20 protein-coding genes and 1 pseudogene are annotated in these 24,677 nt (G+C 63.2%); 8 read left to right on the top strand and 13 right to left on the bottom strand.

Features of this window, described 5'->3' with window-relative positions; all coding sequences use genetic code 11:
* Nucleotides 1–246: 246 nt before the first annotated feature.
* Entirely contained in the window at nt 247–2,343 is a 2,097-nt protein-coding gene (locus B0G74_RS14795) for an FUSC family protein (protein ID WP_132375547.1), read from the top strand.
* Between the two features lie 34 nt (nt 2,344–2,377).
* Here the strand turns inward: B0G74_RS14795 and B0G74_RS14790 are convergent, their stop codons facing one another.
* Together B0G74_RS14790 and B0G74_RS14785 are read right to left on the bottom strand one after the other, a co-directional pair.
* Nucleotides 2,378–2,710 (bottom strand): GIY-YIG nuclease family protein, encoded by a 333-nt coding sequence (locus B0G74_RS14790; RefSeq protein WP_132375545.1) that lies wholly within the window; start codon nt 2,708–2,710, stop codon nt 2,378–2,380.
* 9 nt (nt 2,711–2,719) lie between these two features.
* Complete coding sequence (locus B0G74_RS14785) at nt 2,720–3,889, bottom strand: GNAT family N-acetyltransferase (RefSeq protein ID WP_132375543.1); 1,170 nt, start codon at nt 3,887–3,889, stop codon at nt 2,720–2,722.
* A 133-nt stretch (nt 3,890–4,022) separates the two neighbouring features.
* Between B0G74_RS14785 and B0G74_RS14780 the strand changes: the two genes are divergently transcribed.
* Together B0G74_RS14780 and glnK are read left to right on the top strand one after the other, a co-directional pair.
* Complete coding sequence (locus B0G74_RS14780; protein WP_132375541.1) at nt 4,023–5,723, top strand: NAD+ synthase; 1,701 nt, start codon at nt 4,023–4,025, stop codon at nt 5,721–5,723.
* A gap of 124 nt (nt 5,724–5,847) precedes the next feature.
* Entirely contained in the window at nt 5,848–6,186 is a 339-nt protein-coding gene (glnK, locus tag B0G74_RS14775) for a P-II family nitrogen regulator (protein ID WP_006048444.1), read from the top strand.
* 258 nt (nt 6,187–6,444) lie between these two features.
* Here glnK and B0G74_RS14770 read toward each other — a convergent pair whose 3' ends face one another.
* The 5 genes from B0G74_RS14770 to B0G74_RS14750 all read right to left on the bottom strand — a co-directional run bounded on the left by B0G74_RS14770 (nt 6,445) and on the right by B0G74_RS14750 (nt 11,499).
* The gene (locus tag B0G74_RS14770) at nt 6,445–7,596 is read right to left on the bottom strand and encodes a porin (RefSeq protein ID WP_132375539.1); all 1,152 of its coding nucleotides are present in this window, start codon (nt 7,594–7,596) and stop codon (nt 6,445–6,447) included.
* Between the two features lie 600 nt (nt 7,597–8,196).
* A complete protein-coding gene (locus B0G74_RS14765) occupies nt 8,197–8,976 on the bottom strand; it encodes an ATP-binding cassette domain-containing protein (protein WP_132375537.1) in 780 nt (259 codons plus the stop codon).
* Between the two features lie 46 nt (nt 8,977–9,022).
* Nucleotides 9,023–9,736 (bottom strand): ABC transporter permease, encoded by a 714-nt coding sequence (locus tag B0G74_RS14760; protein WP_132375536.1) that lies wholly within the window; start codon nt 9,734–9,736, stop codon nt 9,023–9,025.
* Entirely contained in the window at nt 9,733–10,422 is a 690-nt protein-coding gene (gene hisQ / locus B0G74_RS14755) for a histidine ABC transporter permease HisQ (protein ID WP_012432163.1), read from the bottom strand. The genes B0G74_RS14760 and hisQ overlap by 4 nt, the downstream gene beginning before the upstream one ends.
* A gap of 300 nt (nt 10,423–10,722) precedes the next feature.
* Nucleotides 10,723–11,499: an ABC transporter substrate-binding protein gene (locus B0G74_RS14750; protein WP_132375534.1), complete on the bottom strand. Its 777-nt coding sequence runs from the start codon at nt 11,497–11,499 to the stop codon at nt 10,723–10,725.
* Between the two features lie 586 nt (nt 11,500–12,085).
* Between B0G74_RS14750 and B0G74_RS14745 the strand changes: the two genes are divergently transcribed.
* The gene (locus tag B0G74_RS14745; protein ID WP_132375532.1) at nt 12,086–12,796 is read left to right on the top strand and encodes a pirin family protein; all 711 of its coding nucleotides are present in this window, start codon (nt 12,086–12,088) and stop codon (nt 12,794–12,796) included.
* Between the two features lie 210 nt (nt 12,797–13,006).
* On the opposite strand, the gene B0G74_RS14740 is transcribed toward B0G74_RS14745, so the two are convergent.
* The gene (locus B0G74_RS14740) at nt 13,007–13,534 is read right to left on the bottom strand and encodes a periplasmic heavy metal sensor (protein ID WP_007175816.1); all 528 of its coding nucleotides are present in this window, start codon (nt 13,532–13,534) and stop codon (nt 13,007–13,009) included.
* A 220-nt stretch (nt 13,535–13,754) separates the two neighbouring features.
* Between B0G74_RS14740 and B0G74_RS14735 the strand changes: the two genes are divergently transcribed.
* Both B0G74_RS14735 and B0G74_RS14730 read left to right on the top strand, forming a co-directional pair.
* Complete coding sequence (locus B0G74_RS14735; protein ID WP_012432166.1) at nt 13,755–14,480, top strand: response regulator; 726 nt, start codon at nt 13,755–13,757, stop codon at nt 14,478–14,480.
* Nucleotides 14,464–15,781: pseudogene (locus B0G74_RS14730) on the top strand (ATP-binding protein). The gene B0G74_RS14735 and the pseudogene B0G74_RS14730 overlap by 17 nt, the downstream one beginning before the upstream one ends.
* Before the next feature lie 91 nt (nt 15,782–15,872).
* Here B0G74_RS14730 and B0G74_RS14725 read toward each other — a convergent pair.
* Both B0G74_RS14725 and B0G74_RS14720 read right to left on the bottom strand, forming a co-directional pair.
* Nucleotides 15,873–16,139, bottom strand: coding sequence for a hypothetical protein (locus tag B0G74_RS14725; RefSeq protein WP_038458190.1), 267 nt, complete (start codon nt 16,137–16,139; stop codon nt 15,873–15,875).
* Between the two features lie 146 nt (nt 16,140–16,285).
* Nucleotides 16,286–17,977 (bottom strand): sensor domain-containing diguanylate cyclase, encoded by a 1,692-nt coding sequence (locus tag B0G74_RS14720; protein ID WP_132375531.1) that lies wholly within the window; start codon nt 17,975–17,977, stop codon nt 16,286–16,288.
* Nucleotides 17,978–18,688: 711 nt separating this feature from the next.
* Between B0G74_RS14720 and B0G74_RS14715 the strand changes: the two genes are divergently transcribed.
* Together B0G74_RS14715 and B0G74_RS14710 are read left to right on the top strand one after the other, a co-directional pair.
* Nucleotides 18,689–20,440: an ABC transporter permease subunit gene (locus B0G74_RS14715; RefSeq protein ID WP_132375530.1), complete on the top strand. Its 1,752-nt coding sequence runs from the start codon at nt 18,689–18,691 to the stop codon at nt 20,438–20,440.
* A gap of 19 nt (nt 20,441–20,459) precedes the next feature.
* On the top strand, nt 20,460–21,806 hold the full coding sequence (locus tag B0G74_RS14710) for a nitrate/sulfonate/bicarbonate ABC transporter ATP-binding protein (RefSeq protein WP_132375528.1): 1,347 nt from the start codon (nt 20,460–20,462) through the stop codon (nt 21,804–21,806).
* A 99-nt stretch (nt 21,807–21,905) separates the two neighbouring features.
* Here the strand turns inward: B0G74_RS14710 and B0G74_RS14705 are convergent, their stop codons facing one another.
* The 3 genes from B0G74_RS14705 to B0G74_RS14695 all read right to left on the bottom strand — a co-directional run bounded on the left by B0G74_RS14705 (nt 21,906) and on the right by B0G74_RS14695 (nt 24,465).
* On the bottom strand, nt 21,906–22,475 hold the full coding sequence (locus B0G74_RS14705; RefSeq protein ID WP_243658186.1) for a hypothetical protein: 570 nt from the start codon (nt 22,473–22,475) through the stop codon (nt 21,906–21,908).
* A complete protein-coding gene (locus B0G74_RS14700) occupies nt 22,472–23,050 on the bottom strand; it encodes a hypothetical protein (protein ID WP_132375526.1) in 579 nt (192 codons plus the stop codon). Before B0G74_RS14700 ends, B0G74_RS14705 begins: the two co-directional genes overlap by 4 nt.
* A 356-nt stretch (nt 23,051–23,406) precedes the next feature.
* Nucleotides 23,407–24,465, bottom strand: a complete 1,059-nt coding sequence (locus tag B0G74_RS14695) for a sigma-54 dependent transcriptional regulator (protein WP_132375524.1) — start codon at nt 24,463–24,465, stop codon at nt 23,407–23,409.
* Between the last annotated feature and the right edge of the window lie 212 nt (nt 24,466–24,677).

Genomic DNA, 24,677 nt, shown 5'->3' with positions numbered 1-24,677 from the left:
CAAAGGCCGCGCGGTTATTTCATGGACCGTCGAAACACGAGGCCGTCGCGCGCCGCCTGGTCTTGAGTGTGGATGCATAGCCACAGTGCATCGAGAGGATGAACCGAAGCCATTTTTATATCTAGGCGTAAACCCTTATGATTAGTCGCGTGCATGCATCCGCATGCGCATGCGCCTGCCTGCCGCTGGCTAGCACGATGCGCTGACGCAGCGCCATTCCGCGTTTCCTTGGAGCACACCGTTCGGATGTTGAATCGCAAGTCCAACCCGTCGTCTTCGCAACGCTGGTCGAACTGGCTGTATGCCGTCGTCAGCGCGATCTACCGCAAGCGGCCGGTATGGATGGTGTCGTTTTCGACGAGCGAAGCCAGTCTGTCCGAAGGCTTGAGGGCGGCGTGCGCGTCGACGGCCATGCTCGCGCTCGGTAACGTGCTGCACGAACCGGCCTTCGCGTGGGCCGCGATCGGCGCCTTCTGGACCTGCCTCGCCGACGCGGCCGGCTCAAACCGCGCACGCTTTGCGTCGATGATGGGCTTCGCGGTGCTGTCCACGCTGTGCGGTGGCCTGACGGCTTACGCTTCCGGCGCTGGAGCCGTGTTCGCCGCGCTCGCGGTGCTGGTATTTACGACACTCGGCGCGTTCGGCAGGATCTGGGGCGCGGCCACTTCGCAGGTGACGATTCTCGCGGCGACCGCATGCGTCGTGATGGTCGACCGGCCGATGCACAGTGTTCGGCAAGGCATGGCGTTTCTCGGCATCTATCTGGTCGGATGTCTGTTTGCCGTGGCGCTGAGCCTGACGGTCTGGCGCATTCATCCGTTTGGCACGAGCCGCTCGACGCTGCGCGCCGTGTACCTGCGGCTCGCCGATATCGCACTGGACAGCGCCCGCCTGCTCGAACGGCGCGCGGCACGCGGCGAGTGGGCCACGCATGCCGCGAAATTTCGCGCCGATGCCCGCGCCGCGCTGGAGCGCTCGCGCAAAGTGCTGGCGCGCGTGCCCGCGTCGAGAACTGGCGGCCGTGAAACCTACGACACGCTGCTTGGCTTGCTGACTGACGGCGAAGCGTTGTTCGCGTACCTGATCGCCGTCTCCGGTGCATGTGAACGAGTCCCCGACGACGCATGGCGCGCGAAACGCGCGGCCCGCCTGCTGACAGTCATGGGCGACGTGCTGCGCGGCATCGGCGCGGCCGCCAACGACGCACAGTGGGCGCGTCTCGCCGATTTGCAACTTCGCTTGCGGCGTTTTGCGCGGCGGCTCGAAACCGCCTTGATGGAACCCGTGAAGCTGAAGTCCGACTTCGAACTGGTCGACTTCACGCCGGTGCATGCGCAGCCCGAAGGCTGGCGCGACGGCGCCGCGCGGCTCTTCACGCGAACCTGGTCGACGCTCAAGGCCAACCTGTCTGTCGAATCTGTTGGCTTGCGGCATGCGGCGCGCGTCGGCGTGACGACCACCACGGGCTTTCTCGTGATCCGCGCGCTCGGTCTGCCGTTCGGCTACTGGGCCACCATGGCGACGCTGCTGATCTTGCAACCGTCGATTGCCGCGACCTGGCCGCGCAGTATCGAGCGGGCGGCGGGCAGCATCGTCGGCGGCGTGCTGGCGGCGGGTATTGGTTACGCGATCCATTCGCCGCTCGGCATTTCGCTCGCGGTGTTTCCGCTGGTGATGGCGACCATGGCGCTGCGTCCCGTCAGCTACAGCCTCTTCGTGCTGTTCCTTACGCCGACCTTCGTGCTGGTGGCCGACTTCGCGACGCCGGGCGCGAGCGAATTCGCCTATGCGCTCACGCGGCTCGGCAACAACGTGCTCGGCTGCGTGTTGGCGCTGCTGGCCACGTTCTATCTCTGGCCGACGCGCGAAAAGATCGACTATCGCGCGTATCTGGCCGAGGCGGTGCGCGCCAATCTCGCCTATCTGAGGGCCGCGCTGGAATCGCCTCGCCGCAGCGAGAAGGACATGGAGCGCTTGCGCCGCGCAGCGGGTCTGGGCAGCAATAACGCGGAGGAAGCCATTGGCCGGATGCGCCTTGAAAAACTCGAGGACTCGATGGTCGATACCGTCACGCTGACGGTGCTGAGCGTGTTGCGAAGAATGGCCGGCACCGCGACGCAACTGCGCCTGAGTACGAACCGGCGCGACATGCACGATGAACTCGGCGCGTGGGTCGCGACCGTGAGCGCGGACATCGACACCGCGTTGAGTCGAAATTTGCGGCCGGTGCGTCTCGCGCTTCCCGCGCGAGACGGGCTGACCTCACTGGAAGCCGATGCGGTGGGCGAGCTTGCGCTGATGCATCGGCTGCTCAACGAGCGGATGCGCGAGGCTAGGGGATAGCCAAGGCGGTGCAAGTCGGCACGAAGCTCAAGCATCAGGACTTGCTGGTTTGCTCTTCTTGAGCTTGCTCGTCGTCGGCAATCGTTTCGGGCTCAGGCAAAGGCATCACCGATTCGAGCGTGCGCATGCCCGCCGCAAGCGCACGCTTTTCGGACGGCGACAGCCGCTTGACCCAATACTCCGCGCGTGACGCGCTTGACCGATCCGTCAATTCGAACGACGCCAGCACCTGCACCGGCTTGCGCGAACGCGTATAACGCGCGCCCTCGCCACTCACGTGTTTGTCGAAGCGCGCCTGCACATCGACGGCGATGCCTGTGTAGACGCTGCCGTCCGAGCATTCGAGCAGATAGAGAAACCAAGCCATGAATGCGCTTCAGCCTTTGAACGGATTGTGTTCGCGCAGCTCGTCCACATATGCGTGGATGCTGTTCTTTTCGTTGTCGAGAAAGTGGCCGACCGCATCGGCGAAAGCGGGATGCGCGAGCCAGTGCGCCGAACGCGTTACCGTGGGCAGGAAGCCGCGGGCCATCTTGTGCTCGCCTTGGGCGCCGCCTTCGAACGCGCCGAGCTTTTCCTCGATGCAGAATTCGAGCGGCTGGTAGTACGCCGTTTCGAAGTGCAGGCACGGCACGTGTTCCAGCGCGCCCCAATAGCGGCCATACAGCGTGCCGCCGGTTTTCGCGTCGCGCTGATACACCACGAGCGAACTCGCGATCGGCTTGCCTTCGTATTCGGCGATCACGAGCAGCAGGTTCTCCGGCATCGACGCGCCGATCATGCGGAAGAAATCGAGGTTCAGATACGGACTCGAAAAGTGCTCGCGATACGTCTGCCGATAGCACTTGCTGAAGAAACGCCAGTCCGCGTCCTGAATGTCCTCGCCGCGAATCCGGCGCATCGTCACGCCGGCCTCGTGCACTTTACGGCGCTCGGCGCGAATGTTCTTGCGCTTCTTCTGTTCGAGCGTGGAGAGGAAATCGTCGAAGTCGCGATAGCCGTCGTTCAGCCAATGAAACTGCACGCCTTCGCGTTGCATCATGCCCATTTCGGTGAGCGCGTCCGCTTCCGTTTCCGTGGGAAACAGCACGTGCAGCGAAGACACGTCGGCCTGTTCGGCGAACGCCATCAGCGTAGCCGCCAGATGCCTGAGCGCATGCGTATCCGCCGACAGCAACCGGTTGCCTTGCACCGGCGTGAACGGCACCGCGCACAACAGCTTCGGGTAATACGGCAAACCGTTGCGCTTGTAGGCGTCGGCCCAGGCCCAGTCGAACACGTACTCGCCGTACGAGTGCCCTTTCAGATACACGGGCGCGGCGGCGACGAGCTTGTCCGTGCGCGGGTCGGTCAGCGTGACGAATTGCGGCGCCCAGCCGCTATCCGCGACCGCGCAGCGGGTCGCATGCAAGGCGCTCAAGAACTCATGCCGCAGAAACGGCGTGGGCTGCGACTGCTGCGCGAGAAGGGCATTCCATTCTGCGGCGTCCACCTCGGAGGGCGACGCCAGAATGCCCGTGCGATAATCAAAGCGTTCCTGGTTCAATCTGTGTGACTGTTCCCAATGAGCGGCGCGGCGCTCTTAGCGCTATGCCGTTCGTTTATCCGATTTGTCCATTCCGTCGAGCTAACCAGCCGCGGTACTCGCAAGCCACGTCGGCTTGCCTGTCGATCCTGCCATGAAGACCCGAATCGCTCTTGCTCAAATCAATGTCACCGTCGGCGACTTCGCCGGCAACGTCGCGAAGATCGTCGCTGCCGCGCGCACCGCGCACAACGATGGTGCGAAGCTGCTGATCGCGCCTGAACTCGCGCTGTCCGGCTATCCGCCCGAAGATCTGCTGCTGCGTCCCGCGTTCTATGCCGCGAGTGCGGCGGCGCTGGCCGACCTCGCTCTCCAACTGAAACCGTTCGCCGGCCTGCATGTGATCGTCGGCCATCCCCTACGTGATGTTGCGCACAGCGCGGCGCACGGCCATGGTAATGCAAACGCGCCGATCGAGCGCGGCGTGCCGCCGGTCGATACCTTCAACGCGGCCTCGCTGATCGTCGACGGAGAAGTGCGCGGCACCTATCGCAAGCAGGATTTGCCCAACACCGAGGTGTTCGACGAGAAGCGCTACTTCGCGTCCGACCCGCAGCCGTTCGTGTTCGAGCTGGACGGCGTGAAGTACGGCGTGGTGATCTGCGAGGACGCATGGCATGCGTCGGCTGCGCATATGGCGAAGGCGGCGGGCGCGCAAGTGGTGCTGATTCCGAACGGTTCGCCGTATCACCTGAACAAGGAAGCGGTGCGCTTCGACATTTTGCGCGCGCGGATTCGCGAGACCGGATTGCCGATGGTCTATGTGAACATGGTCGGCGCGCAGGACGAGCTGGTGTTCGACGGCGGCTCGTTCGTCCTCGACGCGCAAGGCGAACTGGTCGCGAAGATGGCGCAGTTTGAGGAAGCGACCGCAATCGTCGAATTCGAAGACGGCAAGCCGCTGCCCGCGCCGATCGCGCCGGAGCTGTCGATCGAGGCGCAGGTCTATGCCGCGCTCGTGATGGGCGTGCGCGACTATATCAACAAGAACGGTTTCCCGGGCGCGCTGATCGGCCTGTCGGGCGGCGTGGATTCGGCGCTGGTGCTGGCCGTCGCGTGCGATGCGCTCGGCGCGGACCGGGTGCGCGCGGTGATGATGCCGTCGCGCTACACCGCGGACATTTCCACCACGGACGCCGCCGAGATGGCGCGCCGCGTCGGCGTGCGCTACGACGAAATCGCGATCGCGCCGATGTTCGACGCGTTCCGCGGCTCGCTCGCGCAGGAGTTCGCCGGCCGCGCCGAAGACGCCACCGAAGAAAACATTCAGGCGCGCATTCGCGGCACCCTGCTGATGGCGCTCTCGAACAAGTTCGGCTCGATCGTGCTGACGACCGGCAACAAGAGCGAAATGGCGGTGGGCTACTGCACGTTGTACGGCGACATGGCCGGCGGTTTCGCGGTCATCAAGGACATTGCGAAGACGCTCGTCTACCGCCTGTGCCACTACCGCAACCAGGCTACCACTTTCGACAAGCGGGACGTCATTCCCGAGCGAATTCTGACGCGAGCGCCGTCGGCGGAACTGCGCGAGAACCAGACCGATCAGGACAGCTTGCCGGAGTACGAAGTCCTCGATGCGATCATGCGCATGTACATGGAAGAGGACCGCTCGCTCGCCGAAATCATCGCGGCGGGCTATGCGGTCGACGACGTCAAACGCGTCACGCGCCTCATCAAGATCAACGAATACAAGCGGCGTCAGGCGCCGATCGGCATTCGCGTCACGCATCGCGCGTTCGGGCGCGACTGGCGTTATCCGATCACGTCGCGCTACACCGAACCGGTGGAGTGAGCCGCGGCGAATGACTGCGGACTAACCCGAAGCGCGTGCCGGATTGCCGCAACGCATCCGGCGCGGCGTAGAATAAAAACATCCATTTCCCTTTCACTCTTCCAGACACGAGACGAGGTTCGCCATGAAGCGCATCACTGCAGTCATCAAACCGTTCAAACTTGACGAAGTGCGCGAGGCGCTCGCTGAAGTCGGCCTCACCGGGCTGACCGTGACCGAGGTCAAAGGCTTCGGCCGTCAGAAAGGCCATACCGAGCTCTATCGTGGTGCAGAGTATGTGGTCGACTTTCTGCCGAAAGTGAAGATCGAAGTGGTGGTGGCGGACAATCAATGCGACCAGGTGATCGACGCGATCATTGGCGCGGCGCGCACCGGCAAGATCGGCGACGGCAAGATTTTCGTCGCGGACGTCGAGCGTGTGATCCGCATTCGTACGGGCGAAGAAAACGAAGCAGCGGTTTGAAGCACCAGAGTTCGTCGCCTCAAAGCAGGTGTCGAGCGTCGGGATTTGCCAACTGCAGTCAGCCGCACAACCTCAGCCATGAATGCACCGCGCCGGTGCGCTCGGGTGGTGGGAAAACCGTGCGCTCAAATAAAAAACGGTGCGATACCCTTTCGGACATCGCACCGATACGCGCCTCTCGCAGCAGCGTGAAAAAGATTCTCTTGAAGAACTCTTGACTACACCCCGAAGGAAGTCCCTTCGGGGAACACCGTTCGATTAGAACGAGTGTTGAATACCTGCGTACACGCCCGACTGGCTGTGACCCGGCAGCGGGTTGTCCGTGCTGGTTGCCGTACCGGCGTTGTTAGCATTCAGGCCGTAGTTAGCCGTCTTGCTGTTTTGCGTCGTTGCGATCTGGATGTCCAGCAGCGTGCGCTTGGACAGGTTGTACGAGCCGCCGATCGTGTAGATCGTCGCGTTGCCTGCGCCATTGTTGCCGTTCACGTGGTAGACCGCCGCAATCAGCGCCGCAGCCGGCGTTGCTTGCCACGTCACACCGCCCCATTCGTGATCCAGAGTGGTCGGCTGGCCCGGCAGAACGTTCTGCGCACCTGCCGAACGGACAGCCTGGTAAGCAGCCTGAACCTTGAACTGGCCGAGGAAGACGTTCACGAGAGCCGAGTATTCACGCGATGCCGCGAATACGCCGTTGCCGACATTGGCCGTATTGACCGCGCTCGGGTTCGGGCCGTACAGCACGCCGTTAGCCGGATTGCGGATTTCGTCGTAAATACCGCGAATCTGGAACAGCGAGCTCGTGTAGGTAACCTGCGCGCCAGCTTCGCGACCTTGCGGGGTCGTGCCGTTGCCGTTCCAGCTCGTTGCGTTCGACAGCGCGTATTGACCGTAGAAGTCAAAGCCGGCGATCTTCGGCGACTGGTATGCGAAGTTGTTGCTCGATTGCGGCCAGTTGCGGCCACGCACCAGCGATGCCGACGACCAGTTCGATTGACCGAACGGGTCGAAGTCCCACACGCCGTTCGAGATGTACAGCATGCGGCCCATCGTGAACGTACCGTACTGGTCGTTCGACAAGCCGACAGTTGCCCAACGATTGAAGAGACCGCCGCCGCCAGGGCCTGCACCCGTCATGGTGTTGAAGGAGCCTTCCAACTGGAACAGGACCTTGTTGCCGCCACCGATGTCCTCAACGCCCTTCAAGCCCCACAGACTGGTACCCCAGTCGCCGCTTTCTGCGCGCCAGCGGTTCGTGCTGCCAGTTGCCTGGCCAGCTGCGTTCGAGCCTTGCGGAACGCCCGTCATGTATTCGATACCGGCGTCAAGGCGGCCGTACAGCGTCACGCTGCTTTGGGCGTGCGCAACAACACCGGCTGTCATCAGCGCAGCGGCGAGCAAAGCTTTCTTCATCTTCTCCTCCATACCCTGTCAAAAAGTGAAACCCAGTACTGCGAATGGTGCTCGGCCGCGATTTGCGCCGAACAGAAATCGGTACCAGGGAGATTAGCGGGTGGATTGGGTCTCCTGCCGTGACGTGTAGCCTTGGGGCTATCTGGTCGCCATGCCGATCCCTCGCCGACCGGTTCTCCTCTGTGCTTTGAAGTGAAACTACTTTTAATGAACTTTGTTTTGCTACTTTGGTTACTAATTTATCAAAAATACCCTGAACTGGGAGAAGAAATTAGTACCTGCCTCGATCGATGTCTCCAAATTGCAATACGAATGTGCGCGACGACCCGTCACAAGGCCTTCGAAAAACGCGAAAACCCTTATGCGACAAGGGAATCACGGATCGGCGCGGGCAACGTTAAGGATTGCCACTATTGACGCTTTAAATGCGGCAGAGTAGGGCGAAAAGGCGGGAGTTCGAGGCTTGCGGGGCGCGGTTTTCGCGGCGGAAATCGCCGGAATGCACAGGTGAGCGAAACAAAAAAGGCGCTAGTAAGCGCCTTGTAATGCTACTTTGACTACAACCCAAATAGCGGGCTGAATCCGGTGTTGTTGAGTTTTTTATTTGAGGCTTCCGGACAGGAACTGCTTGAGCCGGTCGCTCTTCGTGTTCCTGAATACTTCGTCGGGATGGCCTTCTTCTTCCACCCGGCCTTGATGCAGAAACATCACGTGATTCGACACGTTGCGCGCAAACGCCATTTCATGTGTGACGACGATCATCGTGCGGCCTTCTTCGGCGAGCGTCTGCATGACCTTGAGCACTTCGCCGACCAGTTCGGGGTCGAGCGCGGAAGTCGGTTCGTCGAACAGCATCACATCCGGATGCATGGCCAGCGCACGCGCGATCGCGACACGCTGCTGCTGCCCGCCCGAAAGATGTGACGGATACTGCTTCTCCAGGCGCGGCGCGAGCCCCACCTTTTCCAGATACTCACGCGCGCGATCTTCGGCTTCCTTGCGCTTCAGACCCAGCACGTTGACGGGCGCCTCGATGATATTTTCGAGCACGTTCATGTGCGACCACAGGTTGAAGTGCTGGAACACCATCGACAGCCTGGTCCGTACGCGCTGCAACTGCTTCGGGTCCGACACGCGCAACGCGCCGTTCTTGCCAATCTGCGTGCGCACTTCCTCACCGTCGACGAAGATGCGCCCGGCGTTCGGCTGCTCGAGAAAGTTGATACAGCGGAGCATCGTGCTCTTGCCCGAACCGGACGAGCCGATCACGCTGATCACATCGCCGGCGTTGGACTTGAGCGACACGCCCTTGAGAACTTCGTTGTCGCCGTACTGTTTGTGAAGCTCGTCGACGAAGAGCTTTTGCTTCTTGGTGGTCATCAGGATCCTTGGGCATGCTTACTTGCGGAGGGCGCGGTGCCCCGGGTTACTTGCCTTGCGGCCGCAGGTAAGCGAGCCAGCGGCGCTCGGCGCGGCGGAACAGCCACACGAGCGCGAAAGAAATGCACAGATAGAGCAGGGCTGCGATGCCGAATGCATTGAACGACTGATACGTCGCGGAGTTCACATCGCGCGCGATCTTGAGAATGTCCGGCACGGTCGCGGTAAACGCGACGGTGGTCGCATGCAGCATCAGGATCACTTCATTGCTGTAGTAGGGCAGCGCGCGGCGCAATGCCGACGGCAGAATCACGCGCCGGTACAGCGTGAACGACGACATGCCGTACGCGCGTGCCGCTTCGATCTCGCCGTATGGCGTCGCCTTGATCGCGCCGGCGAAAATCTCGGTGGTGTACGCGCAGGTGTTCAGCGTGAAAGCGAGCAGCGTGCAATGCATGCCGTCGCGGAAGAACGCATTGGTGAGCTCGTGATTTCGAATGACTTCGAGGCTGTACAAGCCGGTGTAGCAGAGCAGCAGTTGCACATACAGCGGCGTGCCGCGGAAGATGTACGTATACAGCCACACGAGGCGGGAGAGCCACTTCCTCTTCGACACGCGCGCCACCGCGAGCGGAATCGACAGGCAGAAGCCGAGCCCGATCGACACCACCAGCAGCCACAGCGTGATCGCGACGCCGGTGATGCGATAGCCGTCGGTGTAGAGATAGTTGCGCCAGTATTCCTGAATGATCTCGATCATAGATCCGCCTTTCGCACGCCGGTCGAGTAACGCTTTTCGAGGTACATCAGCACGAAGTTGGACACTGTGGTGATGACGAGATAGATCGCCCCTGCGAACAGGGTGAAGAAGAAGAACCGCAGCGTGCCTTTGCCCGCGTCCTGCGAAGCCTTGACCACGTCGGCAAGACCGATGATCGACACCAGCGCGGTGGCCTTCACCATCACCTGCCAGTTGTTGCCGATGCCGGGCAGCGCGAAGCGCATCATCTGCGGGAACATCACGCGGGTGAACACCTGCCAGCCCGTCATGCCATAAGCCGCGCCGGCTTCGAGTTGGCCGCGCGGCACCGCGAGAAACGCGCCGCGGAAGGTCTCGGTGAAGTACGCGCCGTAAATGAAGCCGAGCACCGCGACGCCGGCCACGAAGGGATCGATGTCGATCTGGTCCCAGCCGAGCAGATCGGTCAGGTTGTTCAGCCAGATCTGGATGCTATAGAAGAGCAGAAGCATCAGCACCAGGTCGGGCACGCCGCGCACGAGCGTGGTGTAGACCGTGCCGACGCCGTAGGAGAAACGGTTTTTCGACAGTTTCGCCGCCGCGCCGAGCAGGCCCAGCACGAAAGCGAACGCCAGCGACAACACCGCCAGTTTGACGGTCTGCCAGGTGCCGTTGAGGAGCAGCGGGCCGTAGCCTTGAAGGAACATATGGGGTCCTTGACGATGTGTTTGCGACACACCGCGAAAGACGCGGCCAACTCTGCGCCGCGTTTGCCGCGAGCCTGAGGCTCGCTGTGACCTGCGGCGCACAGCGCACCGCTGTGCAAATCATGACTGCATGGCCGTTGCCGGTCTTGCAGCGCGCTTTTCGACTCTCGTTGTGAAACTGCTTGTGAATCTACTGCCGACTGTATTACGAAGCCTCGTGAAAGCCCATGCGGGCGAGCCCCGAGTTTCGTGGGTGCTGCATTCTGTGCCCGGGTTCAATGTCCAGACTCGATGCCCGGCTCAACGCCCGGGATAGATGTCGAAGTCGAAGTACTGCTTCTCGAGCTTCCTGAACGTGCCGTCCTGGTGAACCTGCGCCAGCGCCTGGTTGAACATTGCCTTCAGCTCGGCGTCGTCCTTGCGCAGGCCGATGGCCGTGCCTTCGCCGATCGTCTTCGGGTCCTTCACTTCCGGGCCCGCCCAGCCGAAGCCTTTGCCGCGCGGCGTCTTCAGGAAACCGGCGTCGGCCTGCACTTCGTCCTGCAAGGCGGCGTCCAGACGCCCCGAAGCGAGGTCGGCGTACACCTGATCCTGATTCTGATAAGGCACCACGGTCACGCCTTTGGGCTCCCACCAGACTTTGGCGTAGGCTTCCTGAGTCGAACCCTGTTCGACGCCGACGCGTTTGCCCTTCAGCGAATCAGCTGTGGGCAGCAGCGGCGAGCCTGCCTTGGCAATCATGCGGGCGGGGGCGTCGAACAGCTTGTCGGAGAAGTCGATCTGCTCGCGGCGCTTGTCCGTGATGGTCAGCGAGGACACGATCGCGTCGTACTTCTTGCCCTTCAACGCCGGAATGATGCCGTCGAGATCCTGCTCGACCCACACGCATTTCACGTTCATCTTCGCGCACAGTGCGCGGGTCAGATCGGCGTCGAAGCCGACCACCTGGCCGTTGGGCGCCTTGGATTCGAACGGCGGATAGCTGGCGTCCACCCCGATTCGCACGGTTTTCCACTCTTTCGCCAGCGCGCCGGTGGCCATGACCGTAAGCGCCACGCAGAGTGCGAACTTCTTCATGTTTCTCCTGGGTCAAACTGATCGTCGTGGTGCTTCGATCTCGACGACCGCCGGCTCGTGGCCGGCCGTCGCTATTCTAGGCGGTCAAAATTGTCGCGCCGCTCGGGTTTCTGCTTCGGAGCGCGGCGCGTGCATCCGATGCATCTAGGCAGCCCGGCGCGGGTCCGAAAGCTGCAGCCGACCCACCGCGGCCCGCCATGCCGGGCTCGCCGGTGCGCCTTCGGCGCGCACGCAATCTCGAAAAGCGCGGTATTTTACCCGAACAGGGACGAGGCGCCAGTCCGGAACGCCGGCGGCGGCAAACTGGCGCGCGCGGACGTTGTGCGGGCGCGACGCTGGTGCGTTCTTTCCAGGACCCGAGCGGGGCCGGTCGCGCTTGCGGCGGATGCGCGACTCATGTGCGGGGCGTTTGTCGTACCTATGCCGGGGCCGGAATCGCAGCCGCGGTCTTGCACGCGCGCCCGGACCGCGCCGACGCGCGATTGCACCGATTTATGGAACGATCCGGTGCACCCGCGCCGATTGTTTAGTGCAGGCCATGCCCATACATTCTCGGCATCGCTATTTACTCACCAGGAGTACTTCCATGTTCGAGATTCGCCGCTCCGAAGAACGCGGTCACGCCAACCACGGCTGGCTCGACTCGTATCACAGCTTCTCGTTTGCCGACTATCGCGATCCCCAGCACGTGCATTTCGGCCCGCTGCGGGTCATCAACGAAGACCGTATCGCCGGCGGCGAGGGCTTCGGCACGCACGGCCATCGCGACATGGAAATCGTCACGTATGTGCTCGAAGGCGCGTTGGCGCACCGCGACAGCATGGGCAATGGCTCGACGATCCGTCCCGGCGACGTGCAGCGCATGAGCGCCGGCACGGGCGTGCAGCACAGCGAGTTCAACGCGTCGCAGGACGAATCTGCGCATCTGCTGCAGATCTGGGTAATTCCGCAGCGCGCGGGCAATCAGCCCAGCTACGAGGAAAAGCGCTTCGACGCCGCCGACAAGCGCGGCCGCCTGCGCGTGGTCGCGTCGCCCGACGGCCGCGACGGTTCGGTGACGATCCATGCGGATGCGTCGATTTACGCGGCGTTGATCGACGGCGCGGAATCGGCCACGTTCGCGCTGCCCAAAGGACGGCTCGCCTATGTGCACGTGGCGCGCGGCGCGCTGACGGTGAACGGCGAGACGCTCCATGCGGGCGACGCCGCCAAGCTCAGCGACACGGATACGGTGACGCTGGAGAAGGGCGAGAACGCTGAAGTGCTGCTGTTCGATCTGGGGCAGCTCAACGGCTAAGCCGTGCTCGTTCGGTTGCGTTTTCACTGAAGGAATAGTTGAAGGCGCAACGAGCAAGCCTCACGCACGCATCGCGGCTGTCCGCGCGCACACACCGCGCCGCTTCACGTAGTCAAAAAAAAACGCCACGGAAGGCCGACCGCCGTGGCGTTTTTGCATCCAGCAACGCAGACGGCCACGCGGGCCGCCTGTGCATCGATACCGGGCCGCTTACTGATTGGCCGCCGGCGCCGATGCCGCGCCCTTGCGATGCTCCCAGCGCTCGTGCATCTTTTCATGACGCGACTCCATCTTCGCAAAGCGCTGCTTGAGCGCCGTGCTGACGGTGGTCTTCTGCTGGTCGTTCAGGCCGTTGTAGAACTTGAGCCAGGCATCCGAGGTTTGCTGACGCAGTTGCGCGTCTTTCTGCTCGACTTGCTGGTGCGCGGCCGCCATGGCGTTCAGATCCAGGATCGGCTGTTGCTGCGCAGCCTTGAACTGGTTCTTGATCTGTTCATGATTGGCGCGCATCGCCTCGTGGTTCTGCTTCATGGTGTCGAGCGCGGCTTGCCACTGCTTTTCCTGATCCGCGTTCAGCTTCAACTGATCGTGGAGCTGGGTCAATTGCTTCATGAAGTGGCCGTGCCAGCCGCCGGGGCCGCCGTGTTCGGCGGGTTGTGCGGCATAGGCGGCGCCCGCGCCGATGGCGAGAGCAGTGGCGGCAACGGCGAGAACGCGCGACATCTTTTTGGTAGACATGTGAGACTCCCTGTAATGGAATAGCCGACGATGCAACCGGTTAAAGTGGACGGCCTGCATTCGGTAAGACACAGCGTAGAGAACTGCGCAGTTCGCTGTGTTACGTGGCAGGATGCGGCTGTTACGGGGGATTACGCACACCTTTCACCGTAACACCCGGTAACCCTTGGGGCCGGTTTGAAATCGAAAACCCATCCTGCTGCGCGTTAAACTTCATCCCATGGCTACTCAAATACTTGTTGTCGACGACGACGTCGAATTGCGCGATCTGCTCCGCGACTATCTGGCCCGCCAGGGCATCGAGGTTTCGGTGCTGCACGACGCGGGCTCGCTCGAGCGTAGGCTCGAACGCGAGCGCCCGGATCTGATCGTGCTCGACCTGATGATGCCGGGGGTCGACGGGCTCACGGCGCTGCGCAAGCTGCGCGCGTCGGGCGACGACATCCCCGTGATCATGCTCACGGCGCGGGCGGACGACGTCGACCGCATCGTCGGGCTGGAACTCGGCGCGGACGACTACCTCGGCAAGCCGTTCAATCCGCGCGAGTTGCTCGCGCGCGTACAGGCGGTGCTGCGCCGCCGCCGCACGCTGCCGTCGGCGGCGGCGCCGGAGCAGCGCGAGCCGTTCAATTTCGGCCGCTTCACGCTGGACTTCCAGTCGCGCACGCTGCATCTGGAAGACAAGCCGCTCACGTTGTCGGGCAGCGAATTCGCGTTGCTGAAGATTTTCGTCAATCACCCCATGCGCACGCTTACGCGCGAGCGCTTGCTCGAACTGCTGCACGGTCCGGAATACGACGGCACCGACCGCGGCATCGACGTGCAGGTCTGGCGTCTGCGCCGCATTCTCGAAACCGATCCGTCCACACCGCGCTTCATTCAGACTGTGCGCGGCCGCGGCTACGTGTTCGTGCCCGACGGCGAACAGCATGCGCCGGCCCATTGATTCGCTGTTCGGGCGGCTAGCGCTGCTAGTCGTCGCGGTGCTGCTGCTGTCGCATTTCGCGTGGTACGCGCTCATGCGCCTAGAGCGCAGTCAACTGCAAACGCGCTACGCGGTCGAGGAAGCGACCTTCCTCGTCGACGCGGTGCGTCAACACGTCGCCCCGAACGCCGGATCAGCCATTGCCGTCGCGCGTCAAACTGGTCGACCCGGCGAGCCCTGAAGTGCCGCCGGAGGCCGTGGACATGCCGCCGCCGCTCGAACGCTTCGTCGAAGACGTGCGCGACCGCATGCCGTCCGGCACGCAGGTGCGCGTCGGCCTGCCGGGTCGTCCGCCCACGCTATGGGTGCGCGCCACCTCCGACCGAAGCTGGATCGTCGTACCGGTGCAGCCGTTGCGCACGCCGCGCTCGCTCGACCGCACGGTGCTGTGGCTTGCCATCATTTTCTCGTTCGCAGTGATGGCGGCGCTGTTCGCCGCGTGGGCGCTGCAGCAGCCGTTGCGCTCGCTCGCCCAGGCTGTGGCGCGCTTCGGCCGCGGCTTGCCGGTGCCGCCGGTGCCGGAGCGCGGGCCGCGCGAATTGCGTCAACTCACGCACGGCTTTAATCAGATGGTCCAGGAAGTGGCGCGCACGGAAAACGACCGCGCCGTGATGCTGGCGGGCGTCGCGCACGATCTGAAAACGCCGCTCGCGCGTTTGCGGCTGCGCGCCGAAATGATGGACGAAGTGAAGATGCGCGACGGCGTGGTGCGCGACGTCGATTCCATGACGCATATCGTCGAACAATTTCTGGTGTTCGCGCACGACGGCGCCGATCGCAGCGAAACGGTGGAAGTGGACGCGCAGTGCGAGCGGGTGGTGCGCAGCTATCGCGCGGTAGCCTCCGGTGTGGCCACGGTGCAGACGGAACTCAATGCGGGGCCGGCGTTCCTGTTGCCCGCCGCCACGCTCGACCGGATTCTGTCGAACCTGCTCGACAACGCGCATGCCTACGGTGCGCCGCCGATCGTCGTCGCCACGGCGCGTAGCTCGCAGGGCTTCACCTTGTCGGTGAGCGACAGCGGCAGCGGTATCGCGGCCCAAGACCTGATCAACGCCAGCCGGCCTTTCGTGCGGCTCGATCCGGCGCGCGGCGGCAACGGCCATAGCGGTCTCGGGCTCGCCATTGTCGAGCGGCTGGTAAGGCGTGCGGGCGGGGAGTGGGAGATCGGCAACCACGGTGGCCGTGGTTTGCGAGTCCTGATGAGCTTTCCGTTTGAAGTGTTGCCGCGGGTCGCGGCAGCGTCGGAAAGCGCCTGGTAAGTCGTGCAGTGCGCGGTGTCGGCCTCCCGGCCCGCGCCGTGCCCTCGGGATCCGAACGCAAGGTTCAGAGGTGCGGCCGGAAACCGGCGCGCTAGTCCGAGAACAACGTATTCAGCGCATTCGCCGCGTCGCTATCCACCGTGTTCCACGTCACCGTTTCGGCTTCGAAAATATAGTGCGTGGTGTATTTGCCGAGACGCGCCAGGATCTCTTCCTGAATCAGTTCCGGCGCCACCTCCAGTTTCAGATACCACGCGGTGGACGACAGGCGCGTCTGGAACGCGCCGTATTCAGCTAGCAGATGGTCGAACGCGTCAGCATCCTGATCGCGACACACGATCACCAAATTTCCCTTCATGCGAATCTCCCGTTAAAGCGGTAGCGGCAACCTCGATATCAGGGTCGATCATACCTGCTTCGTTAGGGGATGCCGGAGGGCGGGTCTTGCCTTGCATCAGCTTGCGTGTTGATTGAGACGCCGGTGTTTCGCGTCTGCCGAGCGCATCACCACACGTTGGCCACCGTGCGGGTGGGCGGTGCGGTGTCGTCGGGCGGCAAGGCTTCGGTGCGGTCGCGGCCGCCCGATTTCGCCGCGTAGAGCGCCATGTCGGCGCGGCTCATGATTCGCTCGGGCAGATCGTCGGGCGAGAGTTCGGTGATGCCGATGCTCACGCTCAAGCCCACCGAAGCGGGCAGCTTCGGCGAAGGGACCGCTTTCAGACGCAGCCGCAAGCGTTCGACGACTTCGTGGCCGCCGGCCAGATCCGTGGCCGGCAGCAGCAGGCCGAACTCTTCGCCGCCGAGCCGGCCGATCGCGTCGGCGCCGCGCAGCTCGGCGCGGCAGGTGTCGACGAAATGTTCGAGCGCACGATCGCCTGCGGCGTGGCCGAAGCGGTCGTTGATCTGCTTGAAGTGGTCGAGGTCGGCGATCGCCATGCACAGCGGTTCGTGGCCGGCATGCGCGCGTTCGATCTCATGGCGCAGCAGGTCGAGAAAGTAGCGCCGCGACAGCGCGCCGGTCAGCGCGTCGTGGCGCGCCTCGGCCGACAGCAGCGTGTTGGCGGATTGCAGTTGTTCAGCGAGATCGCGCGTGGCGCGATGGTGGCGCCGCTCGCGCACATACGACACCGTGATCACCCACGCCAGCGCGACTGTACCGGCCAGCGTCAGAAACACCAGCAAATGATCGCGCTTGTGATTGCGCAGCAGTTCCGGCCAGGCCACGAGCGGATCGACCAGATGCGCCGACAGCCCCGAGTTCAGGCCGCCGCGCGTCTGATAGAGCGACGGCATAGGCCGGTCGGACATGCCGAACAGTTGCCCGGCCACGGCTGACGGCACCCACGGCGCCTGTTCGCGCACTTGCGAATCCACGCTGATATGGATGTCGGGAATCGCGTCGCGCAGGTAGATGACCTTGCGCTCGGCGGGCGTCATTTGCGTGACGCGTGAGTTCGGCAGCGCTCGGCCTTCGAGCTCGCTGCTGTGCGCCATGATGATGACGCCGTTGTCGTCGGCGACGAAGGTCCCGGCGTGCGCGACCCAGTGGCGCAGCCGGGCGATCCCGACCTTGGCGACGACCACGCCGACCAGCAGACCGTCCGCGTATGCCGGCGCGGCGATGAAGATGCCGGGCTCGCCGCTCGCGCGGCCGACGCCATAGGCTTCGGAGAACGCGCCGAGCAGCGCGTTCGTCAGGTAGCCGCGCACGCGCATGTCGGTGCCGACGAAGGAGCGCTCGGCCGCGAGCGGATTGTTGATGGAGTTGCTCGAGGCGACGCAGACGCCGTTGGCGTTGACAAGCCAGATCTGGTCGAGCCCGGAGAAGCCTTGCGCGTCGTGCAGGAAGTTGCTCACGGCGCTCATCTGCTTGTCTTTCAGCAACGCGGCGCGCAGGACGGGTTCCGTCGCTTCGCCGTTCACGGCATAATTCTGGGATTGCACCAGAGCGCGCTGGACCACGTCCATCTCGGCCATGGTTGCGGGGATGGCGCGAGACATCGCAAGGTCGCTGGCGATCACCTCCGCCATGTTGTCCACGATCGACGCGGACATTTGCCGCTGCGCACGCAGGGCTGCGTCCAGCTCTTGCTGTACCATCCGGTCCGCAACCATGCCGGCCACGAACCAGCAAACCAGGACGATCAGCATGAAGCTGACCGGCCCGGTTGCCTGGCGCAAGGTTGTCCTGTTCATCGACTCTCTGATCCGTCTGGCTGTGACATGCAACTGGCTCTTTCGTGGCAGCGCGCTTGCGCTGTTTCGCCCCTGTGGAAGCGGTCGGCAATACGCCGTCGCTGTGGCCCGGGATGAACCGATAACAGGCGTCGTCTCCTGATTTTAACCGTCATGGGGCCAGACGCCACCGTTATTGCGGGAATGCGAAGTGCGACTGCCGCGTCCATCAGGTTATTAACGGCAGCCCGGCCGGATTCTTGATGGTCGTTCGGATTTTTCGGGTGGGCTTCTGAGCTATCGCGGCAGCCGCCGCGAGGGTCGAAGATGTGGTCGGCGCGCCACGTAAATAGTCTGAGTCGCGAACAGTGCTCGCTGGCGCGAGGGCGGCAATCTGAGGTTTTCCGCTATTTATTGCTATTTGCCGCGAAAGGTTGTGCCTGAAACATAGGATGGTGTAGTGTCGTGCCGTCCAAAACAAGGAAAGCTCGCCAGCCCTTACGGGCGGCGCCTGCGGCGACAGGAGTCTGGCTTGACGGTTGCGGTCCTGGGCGGGTTCGTCCACGGACACATTCGTCACCGGTTCACGTGTCTCCAACGCTAACGATTTACCGCGCACACGCGTTTTGCCATGCCTGATTTCCGCTTTCCGGACCGATCTTCAGACCGCCGCGCCGAAGCCGCGGCCTCCTTGCTGTTCTTGAGCGCATGGTTCGACGGGGAGGGCATCTGATGGACTTCAGCTTCAACCTGAAGCGCACCGCCAATGCTTCGGCATGGCGGGTGCTGCCCAACCGCTGGGACTTCGTCGCCTTCCCGCTGATCATCTGTGTGATCGCCATGGCGGCGATCGGCTTTCACGAGACCTTGGCGCCCATGTCGACGCTCAAGACTCAAGTCATCTCGCTCGACCCGGCGAACCTGCCTGAATATGCAATGCGCACCACGCTGCGCATGCTCGCGGCCATGGTCGCCTCGCTGACCTTCACACTCGTGTACGGCACGCTGGCGGCCAAGAGCCGCCGCGCCGGGCTAGTGCTGGTGCCGATTCTCGACATCCTGCAGTCGGTGCCGGTGCTGGGCTACATTTCGTTTACGGTCACCTTCTTTTTAGCACTGTTCCCGGGGCGCGTACTCGGTGCCGAGCTCGCGGCGATCTTCGCGATCTTCACGAGCCAGGCGTGGAACATGACGTTCAGCTTCTATCAGTCGCTGCGAACCGTGCCGCGCGATCTGGACGAAGTCTCGCGCGGTTTTCACCTGACTTCATGGCAGCGCTTCTGGAAGCTGGAAGTGCCGTTCTCGATGCCGGGCCTCATCTGGAACATGATGATGTCGATGTCGGGTGGCTGGTTCTTCGTGGTCGCCTCCGAGGCGATCACGGTCGGCAACAGAACGATCACGCTGCCGGGGATCGGCGCCTATCTCGCGCAGGCGATCTCGGACAAGAACCTGCACGCGATCGGCTGGGTGATCCTCGCGATGACGGTCGTGATTCTCGCCTACGACCAGTTCCTGTTCCGTCCGCTTGTCGCGTGGGCCGACAAGTTCCGCATGGAAACCACCAGTTCGGGCGACGCGCCGGAATCGTGGCTGCTCGATCTGATCCGCCGCACCCGCCTGATCCACCGGCTGCTGGTGCCGCTCGGCTGGATGTTCGCCAAGGCCGCGCGCGTGCCGTTGCGGCTGCCGGCGTTCCAGGGGCCGCGCTTCCAGATTCCGCAGATGCAGAAGAGTTCGCGCGTCGGCGATATCGTGTGGGCGACGCTGGTGCTGCTGACGACCGTCTATGTGGTGTATCGCGTCGTGATCTATGTGCGCACCGGTGTGTCGCTGGATGAAGTCTGGCACGTGTTCGTGCTCGGGCTGATCACGCTGCTGCGGGTGGTGGTGCTGATCGCGATCGCCTCGGTGATCTGGGTGCCGGTGGGTGTGCTGATCGGCTTGCGCCCGGCGCTCGCCGAAAAGATCCAGCCGCTCGCGCAGTTTCTCGCCGCGTTCCCGGCCAATCTGCTGTTCCCGGTGTTCGTGATCGCGATCGTGCGCTTCCATCTGAACCCGGACATCTGGCTGTCGCCGCTGATCGTGCTCGGCACCCAGTGGTATATCCTGTTCAACGTGATCGCCGGCGCGACGTCGTATCCGAACGACTATCGCGAGGCGGCCAAGAACTTCCACATCCGCGGCTGGCAATGGTGGCGTCAGGCGATTCTGCCGGGCATTTTCCCGTACTACGTCACGGGCGCGATCACCGCGTCGGGCGGCGCGTGGAATGCGAGCATCGTCGCGGAATTCGTGCAGTGGGGCGACACCAAAGTGGCCGCGCACGGTTTGGGCGCTTACATTGCGCAGTCCACCGCCGCGGGCGACTATCCGAAGATCATCGTGGGCATTGCCGTGATGTCCCTGTTCGTGACGCTGTTCAACCGCCTGCTGTGGCGTCCGATGTACGCCTACGCCGAAGCCAAGCTCCGGCTCGATTGAGTAATAAAGGCAAAACGCGATGCAAAATCCTAAAGCTGCTATGACCGCCGCGCCGATCCAGACCCCGCCGAAGCCGCCGCGCCTCGGCGAAGAGATCCTGCTCGTCAAGGACGTGTGCCGCGGGTTCAACAAGTCGCAGGGCGAACTGCTCGTCCTCGACGACGCGAATCTGTCGCTTCGCGAAGGTGAGATCGTCGGACTGCTTGGACGTTCGGGCTCGGGCAAGTCGACGCTGTTGCGCATCATCGCCGGTCTGATCGAGCCGACCGACGGTGAAGTCACCTACATGGGCAAGCCGCTCGACGGTCCCGCCAAGGGCGTCGCGATGGTGTTCCAGACCTTCGCGCTGTTTCCGTGGCTGACCGTGCTGCAAAACGTGGAAGCGGGTCTCGAAGCGCAAGGCGTCGGCGCGAGCGAGCGGCGCACGCGCGCGCTGGCGGCGATCGACCTGATCGGTCTGGACGGTTTCGAAAACGCCTATCCGCGCGAGTTGTCGGGCGGCATGCGCCAGCGCGTCGGCTTTGCGCGCGCGCTGGTGGTCGATCCCACGCTGCTGCTCATGGACGAGCCGTTCTCCGCGCTCGACGTGCTGACCGCCGAAACGCTGCGTACCGATCTGCTCGATCTGTGGACGCAAGGCCGCATGCCGATCAAGGCCGTGCTGATCGTCACGCACAACATCGAGGAAGCGGTGTTCATGTGCGACCGCATTCTGGTGTTGTCGTCGAATCCGGGCCGTGTGATCGCCGAAATCAAGGTGCCGTTCAAGCATCCGCGTAATCGTCTGGACCCGGCTTTCCGCCGGCTGGTGGACGATATCTACGCGAAGATGACCGCGCGTCAGACCGACGAAAAGACCAGGAAGGGTCTCGAGCTGCATAGCTGGCTGCCGCACGTGTCGACCAACCTGATGGCCGGTCTGATCGAAACGCTGGCCGCGGCGCCGTACCACGGCCGCGCCGACATGCCGGAAATCGCCCGTTCGCTGCATCTGGAGGTGGACGATCTGTTCCCGGTCGCCGAAGTGCTGCAGCACCTCGGTTTCGCCGACATACGCGAAGGCGACATTTTCCTGACGCCGCCGGCGCGCGTGTTCTCCGAGTTCGGCACCCAGGAACGCAAGATGATGTTCGCCGAGCATCTGTTGCGGCACGTGCCGCTCGCCGCGCGAATCAAGAAAGTGCTCAACGAACGGCCGGGGCATCGCGCGCCGCGCGTGCGCTTCGAGCAGGAGCTGGAGGATTTTCTGTCGGACAGCGCCGCGGAAGAAACGCTCGACGCGGTCATCAACTGGGGCCGTTATGGCGAGATCTTCTCGTACAACGACCAGACCGAAATCTTCAGTTTGGAAGACGTGGAGTCTTAAGCGCCTTCGAGTTGCGCGTTTGAGTCGATTAAGACGCGCGAAGCCGGCTCAAAGCAAAAACGGCAGGGGAGACCCTGCCGTTTTTTCATTTCCGCGCATTTATTGCAGACTGCCCCAGCGTGCGACGGCCGGTTCCGCGGACGCCCACTTCCAGCCTTTGTCCTGCTGACACGCACTCGCCGTGTACCAGTCCTCATGCGCGTTCGGGCCGTCGCCGTCCTGCACCGAGAACACGAATTCCTTGCAGAGCGCGAGGGCCGAACCGAACGCGCGCGTCACGCGCACCTGGCCGTGGCCGTTCTCGATCGGCAGCGTGTGCTTGACCGACCAGGGGCGAGTCTCGCCGACCGGCATGGCGCCCGCCAACGCGGCGATCATGTTCTGCTGATCCGTGTGCATGGTGCGCATGTAGCGGCCGACGGCTTCGTCGGTGGCCGCCTGCACCGCAATGCCGATGCCGATGCCGACTGCCGGATTGGACGTGACCAGCCCGGACGCGACGCCCGCCGCCGCGCCGCTCGCCGCGCCCACCGACGAGCAGCCGCTTGTCAGCACACTTGCGCCGACGCAAAGCGCGCCGGCCAGCACGAGCCGCAACCGGTTGCCGGACCAGGCAGCGAGGCGAGGCCGGCGCACCGTGAGGCCAGCCGTATACGAACGCGCCGTCATTGCAACGCGCCCCAACGTTCGGTGGCGGGTTCGGCCGACGCCCACTTCCAGTTGTCGCCGTCACGGCAGATCGACGCCACGTAAAACGCGCTGCTCGCCGGCACGTTCTTGGTCGCCGTCTGATCGACGGAGAAGACGATTTCCTTGCAGTCGAGCGCGCCCGCGCTGATCGTGCGGCTGACGGTGACGCGGCCGTGCTCGTCGTCTTCGATCGGCATCGAATGGGTCACGCTCCACGGCGCGATTGCGCCGACGTCCAGCGGACCGGCAATTTTCGCGATGCCGTCCTGCGTATTCTTGTGGACCACGCGCTCCGAGTACTGCACCCCGGCACGCGCCGCGGCCACCGCGCCGAGACCGATACCGGTCGCGACAGCCGCGTTGTTGGTGACCTTCGCCGCGAGCGCGGCGCCTGCGATACCGGCGCCGGCAGTGGCGCCTTCCGAATAGAGCGAGCTACAGCCGCTCAACGCCGATGAGATCGCCACAGCGAGAGCAACGAGCGCCGTCGCATTGGGACGTCCACGCCCGGCTGTTTGTTTTGCCCATTCAGCCCACACCATACTTTTTTGCATTTCCCTGTCTCTGCTCCTGCAAGTGCCTTTCGTTCGCGCTCGATATCAACTGTGCGAACGAGTAACACGCGTTCCCCACCTAGCAATGCGTGTGCCGCATTTTGCAGGATGCTATTTGTAATTGGCAGAGGGAAAATGCAAGCAATTGCAAAAGATGGTGCGAGACAAATCGGTTTCTGTTGGGCAGTGGACGCTTTTTGATTGGTGGTGCGAAGGGATTTGGTTTGTCGTTCAAGTCGCGCAGCACAGGCCTTTTGCAACTGGTGGTCAGGCGCCGAAGCACGCATGTGCCCGGACATTCAGGCGCCGTCGCAAGCACTCACGCGGCGTCGCCACCTGAGTGCCGCGTCGTGACGTTATTGCTCGGGCTCGTCTTCCGCCCCTTCGTCGCCGTATGCGCTCAAGCGGTTGTACAAGGTCTTGAGACTCACGCCGAGAGCTTTGGCCGCGCGTCGTTTGTCGCCGCCGCAATATTTGAGCGTGCCGAGAATGATCTGCTTTTGCGCGTCGGCGAGCGGCGTGCCGATCCATACGCTCATCGCGTCGCCCTGCGTCATGGGTTTTTTCACGCGCGACGCGAGATGCGGATGCGGCAACTCCACGATCTTCTCCGCGAGAATGAACGCGCGATACACCGCGTTCTTCAACTCGCGCACGTTGCCTGGCCACGACCAGGTGCGCAGCGTTTCGATCGAGCGTTTGCTGAAGCTTTTGCCCGTCCCTTCCTGCTGATTCAGCAGCGCGAGGAAGTGCTGCGCAAGCAGTTCGCGATCGCTCTCGCGCTCGCGCAGCGGCGGCGCGCGCAGCGGGAAAACCGCGAGCCGGTACATGAGATCTTCACGCAGTCCGTTTTCCTTGACTGCGATGGCGGGGTCGCGATTGGTCGCGGCGATCACGCGCACGTTGCCGCTGATCAGGTCATTGCCGCCGACCCGGTAGAAGGTGCCGGTTTCCAGCGCGCGCAGTAGCTTCACCTGGCGTACCGGCGCCATTTCGGTGATTTCGTCGAGGAACAGGGTGCCGCCGTTCGCATGTTCGAAGTAGCCGATGCGGCCCTGGACCGCGCCGGTGAAACTGCCCTTCTCATGGCCGAACAGTTCGGCTTCGATGAGCTCGTCGGGAATCGCGCCGCAATTCACGGCGACGAACGGTGCGTCCTTGCGGCTGCTTTGATCGTGAATCGTGCGGGCAATCAGTTCCTTGCCGGTGCCGGATTCGCCGATGATCAGCGCGGTCGCGTCGGTGCCAGCGACGCGTTCGATCTGCTGGTACAGATCCAGCATCACGGGCGACGAGCCATACAGCAACCCGTACGATTTCAGTCCCACGATGCCGTCCGCGACGCGCTGCTTCGCCAGTGCCGAAGCATTGCCGCCAGCGGAGACGGTGGGCGAGGCCAGGTCGATTGACGCCATAAGCGGGGGTCCTGTGCAAATGAGTTCGTTGTTACGGCGCGCAGGCCTGGGAATGAGATAAACCAGCGATGCCGCTATCTCTCAAAGATTGATTTAACCACTTTGACACCGTTTTCGGCAAACGATGTGAGGGCCTAAAAAATACATTTATGCACGGCCGGTCGAAACTGCCTGGCTTGGTGTTTGCTTGGCCCGCGCGGGGCAAACTTACC

Source organism: Paraburkholderia sp. BL9I2N2 (genome assembly GCF_004339745.1).
In the GTDB taxonomy this organism is placed as follows: Bacteria; Pseudomonadota; Gammaproteobacteria; order Burkholderiales; family Burkholderiaceae; genus Paraburkholderia.
Note: the sequence above shows the minus strand (reverse complement) of the source record. Positions and strands in the feature narration are given on the sequence as shown.

What these genes read in the sequence shown, in the direction of transcription:
- B0G74_RS14740 (WP_007175816.1), bottom strand. Translation starts at nt 13,534, where the DNA reads ATGTCTACCAAAAAGATGTCGCGCGTTCTCGCCGTTGCCGCCACTGCT.
- B0G74_RS14725 (WP_038458190.1), bottom strand. Translation starts at nt 16,139, where the DNA reads ATGAAGGGAAATTTGGTGATCGTGTGTCGCGATCAGGATGCTGACGCG.
- B0G74_RS14750 (WP_132375534.1), bottom strand. Translation starts at nt 11,499, where the DNA reads ATGAAGAAGTTCGCACTCTGCGTGGCGCTTACGGTCATGGCCACCGGC.
- B0G74_RS14765 (WP_132375537.1), bottom strand. Translation starts at nt 8,976, where the DNA reads ATGACCACCAAGAAGCAAAAGCTCTTCGTCGACGAGCTTCACAAACAG.
- B0G74_RS14715 (WP_132375530.1), top strand. Translation starts at nt 18,689, where the DNA reads ATGGACTTCAGCTTCAACCTGAAGCGCACCGCCAATGCTTCGGCATGG.
- B0G74_RS14705 (WP_243658186.1), bottom strand. Translation starts at nt 22,475, where the DNA reads ATGACGGCGCGTTCGTATACGGCTGGCCTCACGGTGCGCCGGCCTCGC.
- B0G74_RS14790 (WP_132375545.1), bottom strand. Translation starts at nt 2,710, where the DNA reads ATGGCTTGGTTTCTCTATCTGCTCGAATGCTCGGACGGCAGCGTCTAC.
- hisQ (WP_012432163.1), bottom strand. Translation starts at nt 10,422, where the DNA reads ATGTTCCTTCAAGGCTACGGCCCGCTGCTCCTCAACGGCACCTGGCAG.
- B0G74_RS14700 (WP_132375526.1), bottom strand. Translation starts at nt 23,050, where the DNA reads ATGCAAAAAAGTATGGTGTGGGCTGAATGGGCAAAACAAACAGCCGGG.
- B0G74_RS14780 (WP_132375541.1), top strand. Translation starts at nt 4,023, where the DNA reads ATGAAGACCCGAATCGCTCTTGCTCAAATCAATGTCACCGTCGGCGAC.
- glnK (WP_006048444.1), top strand. Translation starts at nt 5,848, where the DNA reads ATGAAGCGCATCACTGCAGTCATCAAACCGTTCAAACTTGACGAAGTG.
- B0G74_RS14695 (WP_132375524.1), bottom strand. Translation starts at nt 24,465, where the DNA reads ATGGCGTCAATCGACCTGGCCTCGCCCACCGTCTCCGCTGGCGGCAAT.
- B0G74_RS14720 (WP_132375531.1), bottom strand. Translation starts at nt 17,977, where the DNA reads ATGAACAGGACAACCTTGCGCCAGGCAACCGGGCCGGTCAGCTTCATG.
- B0G74_RS14735 (WP_012432166.1), top strand. Translation starts at nt 13,755, where the DNA reads ATGGCTACTCAAATACTTGTTGTCGACGACGACGTCGAATTGCGCGAT.
- B0G74_RS14760 (WP_132375536.1), bottom strand. Translation starts at nt 9,736, where the DNA reads ATGATCGAGATCATTCAGGAATACTGGCGCAACTATCTCTACACCGAC.
- B0G74_RS14710 (WP_132375528.1), top strand. Translation starts at nt 20,460, where the DNA reads ATGCAAAATCCTAAAGCTGCTATGACCGCCGCGCCGATCCAGACCCCG.
- B0G74_RS14795 (WP_132375547.1), top strand. Translation starts at nt 247, where the DNA reads ATGTTGAATCGCAAGTCCAACCCGTCGTCTTCGCAACGCTGGTCGAAC.
- B0G74_RS14745 (WP_132375532.1), top strand. Translation starts at nt 12,086, where the DNA reads ATGTTCGAGATTCGCCGCTCCGAAGAACGCGGTCACGCCAACCACGGC.
- B0G74_RS14770 (WP_132375539.1), bottom strand. Translation starts at nt 7,596, where the DNA reads ATGAAGAAAGCTTTGCTCGCCGCTGCGCTGATGACAGCCGGTGTTGTT.